This window comes from Eubacterium sp. ER2, assembly GCF_000765215.1.
GTDB classification, from domain to species: domain Bacteria; phylum Bacillota; class Clostridia; order Lachnospirales; family Lachnospiraceae; genus Claveliimonas; species Claveliimonas intestinigallinarum.
In genome coordinates this window covers 56,828-63,987 of record NZ_JPJE01000022.1, presented here as the reverse complement: position 1 = coordinate 63,987, position 7,160 = coordinate 56,828, and the positions used below count along the sequence as shown (strand labels likewise).

At 55.0% G+C, this 7,160-nt stretch carries 8 protein-coding genes; 5 read left to right on the top strand and 3 right to left on the bottom strand.

Features of this window, described 5'->3' with window-relative positions; translation table 11 throughout:
* Positions 1-97 precede the first annotated feature (97 nt).
* Positions 98-1,192, top strand: a complete 1,095-nt coding sequence (locus tag NI21_RS0108975; protein WP_033125898.1) for an FAD:protein FMN transferase — start codon at positions 98-100, stop codon at positions 1,190-1,192.
* A 54-nt stretch (positions 1,193-1,246) separates the two neighbouring features.
* On the opposite strand, the gene NI21_RS0108970 is transcribed toward NI21_RS0108975, so the two are convergent.
* Positions 1,247-1,786, bottom strand: coding sequence for a flavodoxin domain-containing protein (locus NI21_RS0108970; protein WP_033125897.1), 540 nt, complete (start codon positions 1,784-1,786; stop codon positions 1,247-1,249).
* 16 nt (positions 1,787-1,802) lie between these two features.
* Positions 1,803-2,324 (bottom strand): MarR family winged helix-turn-helix transcriptional regulator, encoded by a 522-nt coding sequence (locus tag NI21_RS0108965; protein ID WP_033125896.1) that lies wholly within the window; start codon positions 2,322-2,324, stop codon positions 1,803-1,805.
* A 176-nt stretch (positions 2,325-2,500) separates the two neighbouring features.
* Here NI21_RS0108965 and NI21_RS0108960 point away from each other — a divergent pair, with 176 nt between their 5' ends.
* Genes NI21_RS0108960 through NI21_RS0108950 form a run of 3 tightly spaced genes read left to right on the top strand, consistent with a single transcriptional unit; the run spans position 2,501 to position 4,392 of the window.
* A complete protein-coding gene (locus NI21_RS0108960) occupies positions 2,501-2,872 on the top strand; it encodes a GntR family transcriptional regulator (RefSeq protein WP_033125895.1) in 372 nt (123 codons plus the stop codon).
* Positions 2,873-2,875: 3 nt separating this feature from the next.
* Positions 2,876-3,727, top strand: a complete 852-nt coding sequence (locus tag NI21_RS0108955; protein WP_033125894.1) for an ABC transporter ATP-binding protein — start codon at positions 2,876-2,878, stop codon at positions 3,725-3,727.
* Positions 3,724-4,392 (top strand): ABC-2 transporter permease, encoded by a 669-nt coding sequence (locus NI21_RS0108950; RefSeq protein WP_033125893.1) that lies wholly within the window; start codon positions 3,724-3,726, stop codon positions 4,390-4,392. Before NI21_RS0108955 ends, NI21_RS0108950 begins: the two co-directional genes overlap by 4 nt.
* 22 nt (positions 4,393-4,414) lie before the next feature.
* On the opposite strand, the gene NI21_RS0108945 is transcribed toward NI21_RS0108950, so the two are convergent.
* Positions 4,415-5,146 (bottom strand): metallophosphoesterase, encoded by a 732-nt coding sequence (locus NI21_RS0108945; RefSeq protein WP_052084027.1) that lies wholly within the window; start codon positions 5,144-5,146, stop codon positions 4,415-4,417.
* A 291-nt stretch (positions 5,147-5,437) separates the two neighbouring features.
* Between NI21_RS0108945 and NI21_RS0108940 the strand changes: the two genes are divergently transcribed.
* Complete coding sequence (locus tag NI21_RS0108940; protein ID WP_033125892.1) at positions 5,438-7,099, top strand: hypothetical protein; 1,662 nt, start codon at positions 5,438-5,440, stop codon at positions 7,097-7,099.
* Positions 7,100-7,160: the final 61 nt, after the last annotated feature.

Genomic DNA, 7,160 nt, shown 5'->3' with positions numbered 1-7,160 from the left:
AGAACCTCCGGAGGGATGACTCCTCTATACCATTAAAAGTGAATAATCCCACCCCTGTATATCTGGGGTACAGGCTTATTATACGAGGAGAATACAGATGAAGTATAAAAAGAGATGGACCGGCCTGACCGCCCTGGCGTGCGCGGCAGCTTTCATGGGAAGCACGGCGGCTCTGGCGGGCTGCTCCGGGCAGGCTTCGTCCTCCGGGGGAGGAAGGCAGGGCGCAGACCAGGCCCAGGTGGAATTTTTTGCCATGGACACCTACATGACCCTCACAGCCTACGGCGACGGGGCCCAGGCGGCCCTGGAAAAGGCCCAGGACGAGGTGGAGAAGCTGGAGGACGAGTGGTCCGTGACAAATGAGAACAGTGAGATCTACCAGCTCAATCACAGCGGGGGAAATCCGGTGATCCTGAGCGAGGACACGGCGGATATTGTGGGCTTTGCCCTGGAGATGGCAGAGGAGACGGGGGGAGACCTGGACCCCACCATCTACCCGGTGCTGGAGGCCTGGGGATTTACCACAGACGAGAACCGGATACCCTCCCAGGAGGAGCTGGACGCCCTCCTGGCCAATGTGGGATATGAGAGGGTGCAGCTGGACGGCACCACAGTCCAGCTTCCCGCCGGCATGGAGTTTGATCTGGGCGCTGTGGGAAAGGGATACACAGGGGACATACTGGCTCAGCTCCTTGAAGACGAAGGCGTCACATCGGCCCTTCTCGACCTGGGAGGCAACATCCAGGCTGTGGGCGAAAGGCCCGGCGGGGGAGACTGGCGGCTGGGGATCCGCAGCCCCTTTGACGGGGGTGAGGGAGTCCTGGGCATGCTCCTTGCCTCCGACTGCGCGGTCGTCACCTCCGGCAACTACGAGCGGTATTTTGTGGGGGAAGACGGAAAAGAATACGGGCACATCATTGACCCGGACACGGGATACCCTGTGGACAACGGCCTGGCCTCCGTTACCATCATCACGGAGGAGGGAAAAAGAGGGGACGCCCTCTCTACGTCCATGTTCGTAAAGGGGCTGGATGAGGCTTCCCGGTACTGGCAGGACCACCAGGATTTTGAGATGATCCTGGTTACCCAGGACGGTCAGATTTATCTCACAGAGGGGATTGAAGATCAGTTTACACTGAGCAGTGATTTCGGAAATATGGATACCCATGTGATAGAGAGGGATGAGCAGTAGGCTCATCCCTCTTTTGTAAATCCCGGGAAACGCAGATCCCGGCAGATGTCCCTCTCAGGGCGCGGCCAGGTATTCATATACCGGCTCCAGATATTTTCTGTCGATCCAGCTGCAGGAGCGGCCGGCGGCCTCAAGAAGGGCTCTCTCCCAGGGCTCCCAGGCGGCCGGGTCCTTTTTGGCCACTGATTTTTGCAGCATCCGGCAGAGGGTTCTGTCCTTAAAGCTCATGGCGGACTCATCCCAGGCGCCCCGGCCGTAGAAGAGGACTACGTTCCCGGGCAGTCCTTTTAAGTTCCGTTCCTTGAGCTGCCCCACAGTCCTCTCATCCCAGGGGGAGGCCCCCACGGCGAAGAGGACCACCTTCTTACCTGCAAGCGCTGCGCTGTTCTTTCTCAGCCAGGAGACGCCGGAGAGGCCCCCGGCGTAGATGCCGCCGCACAGGATGATACGGTCAGCTTTCATGATATCCCCGCTGGCAGCGCTCCTGACATCCTTAACATCCCGTACGCCCAGGCCCAGCTCCTCCGCTGCTATGTGGGCATACTGCCTGGCTGCTCCGTATCTGGAGCTGTAAAGCACCATCGTCTCACTCATAGTATCCCTCCTGCTTTCATCCCTCATTTTGCTCTTTTTGTTCCGGCTGCTGTTCCGACTGCTGTTCCGGCTGCTCCAGCCGGTCTATCCCGCTGTACAGCTTCATGAGAAGCCGGAACAGCTGCTCTATCTCCTTGTCTGAGTAGACGGAAAAAAGATCCCTCAGCTTCCTTGTGTGGAGCTGAGCTGCCTGCTGAAAATATCGTGGCAGCTGCTCTGTGGGACTGATGACGCAGGCCCTGCCATCGCGGGGATTTCGGGAGATGGTGACCAGCCCCTTCTTCTCCAGGGAGGCGGCCAGATTTTTGATGTTCTGCCGGGAGCAGCCAAGAAGCTCTCCCAGCTGGGTGAAGGTCATGTCCTTCCCGGACTGGCGCAACATGGTCAGCAGCATGAACTGTTTCATAGTGACCTGGCCGTCCGCCCTGTCAAAGGAGGTCTGGAGCCGGTTCCCCGCAATGAAGATGGTGCTGAAGACGGCCCGCGCCTGCCCGTCTCTTGTGTGCCTGAATTTTTCAATCAGATCCGATAGCTGCACGTCTCAATCATTCCTTTCTTAGTATAGTATATAAGTAACTGGTTACTTATATACTATACTAAAATGATGGGAGAGTCAATGATAAAAATCCGGAAAAAATGTTTGGAACAAACAGTATATAACAGTTGACAACAGTGATATACTGTTATATACTGTTTATCAGAAGGAGGATGAATATGCAGATCATCATCAACCATTCATCCATGATCCCGATTTACGAGCAGATCATCGAGCAGGTGAAGGCCCTGATCCTGAAAGGTGAACTGAAGGAAAACGACCCGCTTCCTTCTGTGAGGTCGCTTTCAAAGGAGCTGAAGATCAGCGCCCTGACTGTAAAAAAAGCGTATGACAACCTGGAGCAGGAGGGCTTCACAGTTACTGTACACGGGAAAGGCACCTACATTGCAGCCTCCAACACGGAACTGATGAAGGAAGAGAAGCGAAAGGAAGTGGAAGCCGATCTTGAACTGGCCATTCAGAAAGGCAGAAGATATGGGATGCAGGATGAAGAGATAAAAGAATTATTTTCACTCATTTTGGAGGACTAGGCTATGTTAAAGTTAGAAAATGTCAGAAAAAACTACGACCGCTTCACTCTGGAGTGCTCTCTGGAGGTGCAGCCCGGCTGTATCACCGGCCTTGTGGGACAGAACGGCGCGGGAAAGAGCACGACATTTAAGGCAATCCTGGGACTGATCCACACGGACGGCGGCCGGATCACCCTGATGGGAAAGGAGACGAAAGCTCTGACAACAGCCGATAAGGAGAGGCTGGGCGTGGTGCTGTCCAATTCCGGTGTCAGCGAATATCTGACAGTCCGGGACACGGCGGCCATGCTGAGAGGCTTTTACCACACCTTTGACCGGGCGGACTTTCTGGAGAAGTGCCGCAGATACCAGATCCCCGTGGACAGGAAGATCAAAGAATTTTCCACCGGCATGAAGGCGAAGCTGAAGCTTCTCATCGCCATCAGCCACAGGGCGGATTTCCTTCTGCTGGATGAGCCCACGGCAGGGCTTGACGTGGTGGCAAGAGACAGCCTTCTTGGCATCCTGCGGGAGTATATGGAGGAGGACGAGAACAGGTCGATCCTGATCAGCTCCCACATTTCCACAGACCTGGAGGGGATCTGTGACGACCTCTACATGATCCATGAGGGGCGCATCATCCTCCACGAGGAGACGGATGTGCTGCTTGGAAGCTACGGCCTTCTGAAGCTGGATCCGGAGCAGTACGCCTCTGTGGACCGGCAGTATCTCCTGCGGGTGAAAAAGGAGCCCTACGGCTACAGCGCCCTCACGGACCAGAAGCAGTTTTACCTGGAAAACTATCCGAAGGTCGTGATAGAAAACAGCGGCATCGACGATATGATCACAATGATGATAAGGGGTGAACGAGTATGAAAGGATTATTGATCAAGGATTTCAAACTGCTGAAAAATCAGAAAAACTTCTTTATATTAGTGTTTGTCATGGCGGCATTTCTCACGATCACAAACGGGGCCGGGTCGTCGCCTGCCACCTTTGTGCTCCCCTATGTGGGATTTGTCAGCTCCTTTTTCGTGCTGAGCACCATCAGCTACGACGAGTACGACAACGGTAACGCCTTCCTCTTTACGCTGCCCTTTGAGAGAAAAGTATACGCGGCGGAGAAATATATCTTCGGTGTCGTGACAGGCGGAGCGGGGCTCCTCCTCATCCTGGCCTTTATCCTTGTGTACACCGGCCGGACGGCCGACGCCGGGCAAATGGGAGAGACCCTGTTCACTGCCGGAGTGAGCGCGGCCCTTCTGCTCCTCTTCCTGGCTGTCATGATCCCCTTCCAGCTCAAATTCGGGCCGGAAAAGGGACGGATCGCCATGCTCATCGTCCTGCTGGGCGTCATGGCTCTCGTCTTTGGCATCGTAAAGCTGACGGATCTGGACAATGAAGCCCTGCAGGCGGCTGTGAGGACTATGGGGCGCATGGGACTGGCCGGCGTGGCTGCGGTGTGCATAGCCGCAGCGGCGGCCGTGATGGCGGTCTCCATATTTATCAGCGCGAGGATACTGGAGAAGAAAGAGTTTTAGGAGAGCGGGGAGTTTCTTCTGTCTACGGCTCCGGTCCGCAGTCTTTTTTATGTTTATAAGGAATGTAGATTTCATGGTCTGTCTCCATACAGTACACTGCCAGATTATAGCCGAATACACAGCCGCAGTCAATGGCAATGTGGTTGTTCCGTTTGATGACAGTCCCCTTATTTCCCGGCTGTGAGATGGTAGGCGTGTGCCCGGTAACAGTGAACCTGTCAGAAAAATACATCCTGTCGTAGTCGGCCTTTGAGAAGAGAGGCTGTGCCACGGAGAAATCCTCCACATCCATGCCCTCGCGGAACGGCTCCAGACCACCGTGTACAAGAAGGTAATTCCTTCCGCTGAGAGACACTTCCTCATACAGAGAAAAATCACCAAGATAGTCCAGGATTTCCAGTTTTTCGTCCATAGGGAGAGCGCGGAACTCCTGGATTGTCCGGTCTCCCCCGTTTTTCATCCAGTCAGCATACTTCAAAAGCATTTCCGCGTCCAGCAGTGTTTCAGCATTTTTAGCCGTGATCTCCACACACAGGTCCTTTAATACATCCAGGGCCATATATTCGTGATTTCCTACGATCGGGATGACATTAGGCCGGTACATCATGTCTTTGAGGACTTTGACAGAGGCGTAACCCCGGTCAATGCAGTCACCCAGAACGTACAGAAGGTCACAGTCCTGAAAATTTATTTTCTCCAGAGCTTCCCTGTATTCATCGTAGCATCCGTGAATATCACTGATCACATAGTGCATGGCGCTCCTCCTTTGCCGCTTTTCCTATTAGAACTTATCTCATTATAGCAGAAATGGAGAAATGGAAGAAGAAAAAGTAGAAAGTACATGGAAAAAATGTTACAATTCTTCAATACAACAAAGGAGTAAAACACTATGACGAAGTTTGAAGAATTCCGGCAGGTCATCGCGCGGCTTCGGGAGCCGGACGGATATCCGTGGGACAGGAAACAGACACATGCAAGTCTTAAGAAGACATGTATAGAAGAAATCAGATTTCAAAGGCAGATAATTTTCAGATAAGGAGCGATTATGACAGGTATGATCATAGTGGCGGGCCTGGTTGTTTTTACAGTCCTGGTTTCCGCCTGGAACCACCGTACAGGAAGAAAATGGAAGAGAGCAAGGCTTCTCTCCTCCTTCGGACAGAAGCCGGAGGAGGGGGAGCGCCCCTCTGAGCAGACCAGGATACTCTGGGAGAAGACAAAGGCAGAAAACGGGCTGGACGACATCACCTGGAGCGATCTGGACATGGACGACGTCTTTGCCAGGGTCAACACCTGCTGCTCCTGGATGGGGGAGCAGGTTCTCTACAAGAGAATGAGGGATATGGACACAGAGCCGGACAGGCTGGCGGCACTGGAGGAGGACATCACCTGGCTGGACCGGAACGAAAAGGAAAGGCAGGAGCTACAGCTTCGCCTGTTTGACCTGGGCAAAAGGGAAAACAGCTGCTATGTGCCTGAGCTCATCACAGAGCCGGAGATTTTTGAGCTGGAGCACCCCTGGGTCTACCGGGTGCTGCAGATCCTCCTCATTGCCAGCCTTCTGGGCGGCCTTGGGGCCGCCATTTTCTTCAGAAATATGGAGATGCTGTCGCCCTTCCTGTTCCTTTTTCTCGTCAACATGTGCGTGTACGCGCTGAAAAGGAGCAGCTATGAGATCAATCTGGAAATCATCAGCGCGGTTCAGGCTCTCACCTCACTTGCAGGAAATCTTGCAGAGAGTGACAGGATCTGCGGCGGACATTTCCGGGAAAAGTTCCAGGGGACAAAGGAGGCGGCCGCAAAGCTGAACAAGGTGCTCCGGGTTCTCCGCAAAAGGCAGCAGAGCCAGTACAGCACAGATCTGTCGGAGCTGGTCAGGGTGTATGTGAAGGGAGCCTTCCTGGTGGATTTTGTCCACTACAACAGGGCCATGAAGGAGATCAGCGCCCACAGGGAGGAGGTCCTTCGCATCCTTCTTATCACAGGAGAGCTGGACGTGGCGGTGTGCGCGGCCTCCTTCCGCAGGAGCCTCCCCCTCTTCTGCGTGCCGGAGTACTCCAGCCAGAGGGAGCTGGAGCTGCGGGATCTCTATAATCCCCTCATCGACGAGCCGGTGTACAATGACCTGTCCCTGAAGACCGGGTGCATCATCACCGGCTCCAACGCCTCGGGGAAATCCACCTTTATAAAGGCGGCGGCCATCAGCGCGGTGCTGGCCGCGTCCGTCCACACCTGCGCCGCCTCCAGGGCCCGCCTGTATCCCTTTGACGTGTACACCTCCATCGCCATACGGGACAACCTGCTGGCGGGGGAGAGCTATTTCATCAAGGAGATAAGGTCCATGGAGCGGATCATCCGGAAGGTGGATGAGGGCCGGCCCGTGCTGGCTGTCATAGATGAGATCCTGCGGGGAACCAACACAAAGGAGCGGATCGCCGCCTCCACGGCCGTCCTTCAGTATCTCCGGGAGAAGGGCTGCCTTGTGATCGCCGCCACCCACGACCTGGAGATCGCGGAAAATCTGGTCAGCGGGCCGGCAGGGTATGAAGGCTTCTATTTCTGCGAGGAGGCCTACGAGCAGGGCCTCGCCTTTGACTACAGGATCCATCCCGGCATCTGCCGCCAGACCAACGCAGTGCGCCTGCTGGAGGTGTTCGGGTTCCCGGAGGAGATTACCCGGGAGGCGAGGAGGAGCCTGGAGGAGTAGGCGCTGCTGTCAGCGCCCGCGAGGGCGTGTTGTCAGAGAGGTGACATACGGTATGGATTTT

Bases quoted from the DNA above. Each gene is read 5' to 3' on its own strand.
- NI21_RS0108940 (WP_033125892.1), top strand. From the start codon at position 5,438: ATGACAGGTATGATCATAGTGGCGGGCCTGGTTGTTTTTACAGTCCTG.
- NI21_RS0108945 (WP_052084027.1), bottom strand. From the start codon at position 5,146: ATGCACTATGTGATCAGTGATATTCACGGATGCTACGATGAATACAGG.
- NI21_RS0108975 (WP_033125898.1), top strand. From the start codon at position 98: ATGAAGTATAAAAAGAGATGGACCGGCCTGACCGCCCTGGCGTGCGCG.
- NI21_RS0108960 (WP_033125895.1), top strand. From the start codon at position 2,501: ATGCAGATCATCATCAACCATTCATCCATGATCCCGATTTACGAGCAG.
- NI21_RS0108970 (WP_033125897.1), bottom strand. From the start codon at position 1,786: ATGAGTGAGACGATGGTGCTTTACAGCTCCAGATACGGAGCAGCCAGG.
- NI21_RS0108950 (WP_033125893.1), top strand. From the start codon at position 3,724: ATGAAAGGATTATTGATCAAGGATTTCAAACTGCTGAAAAATCAGAAA.
- NI21_RS0108955 (WP_033125894.1), top strand. From the start codon at position 2,876: ATGTTAAAGTTAGAAAATGTCAGAAAAAACTACGACCGCTTCACTCTG.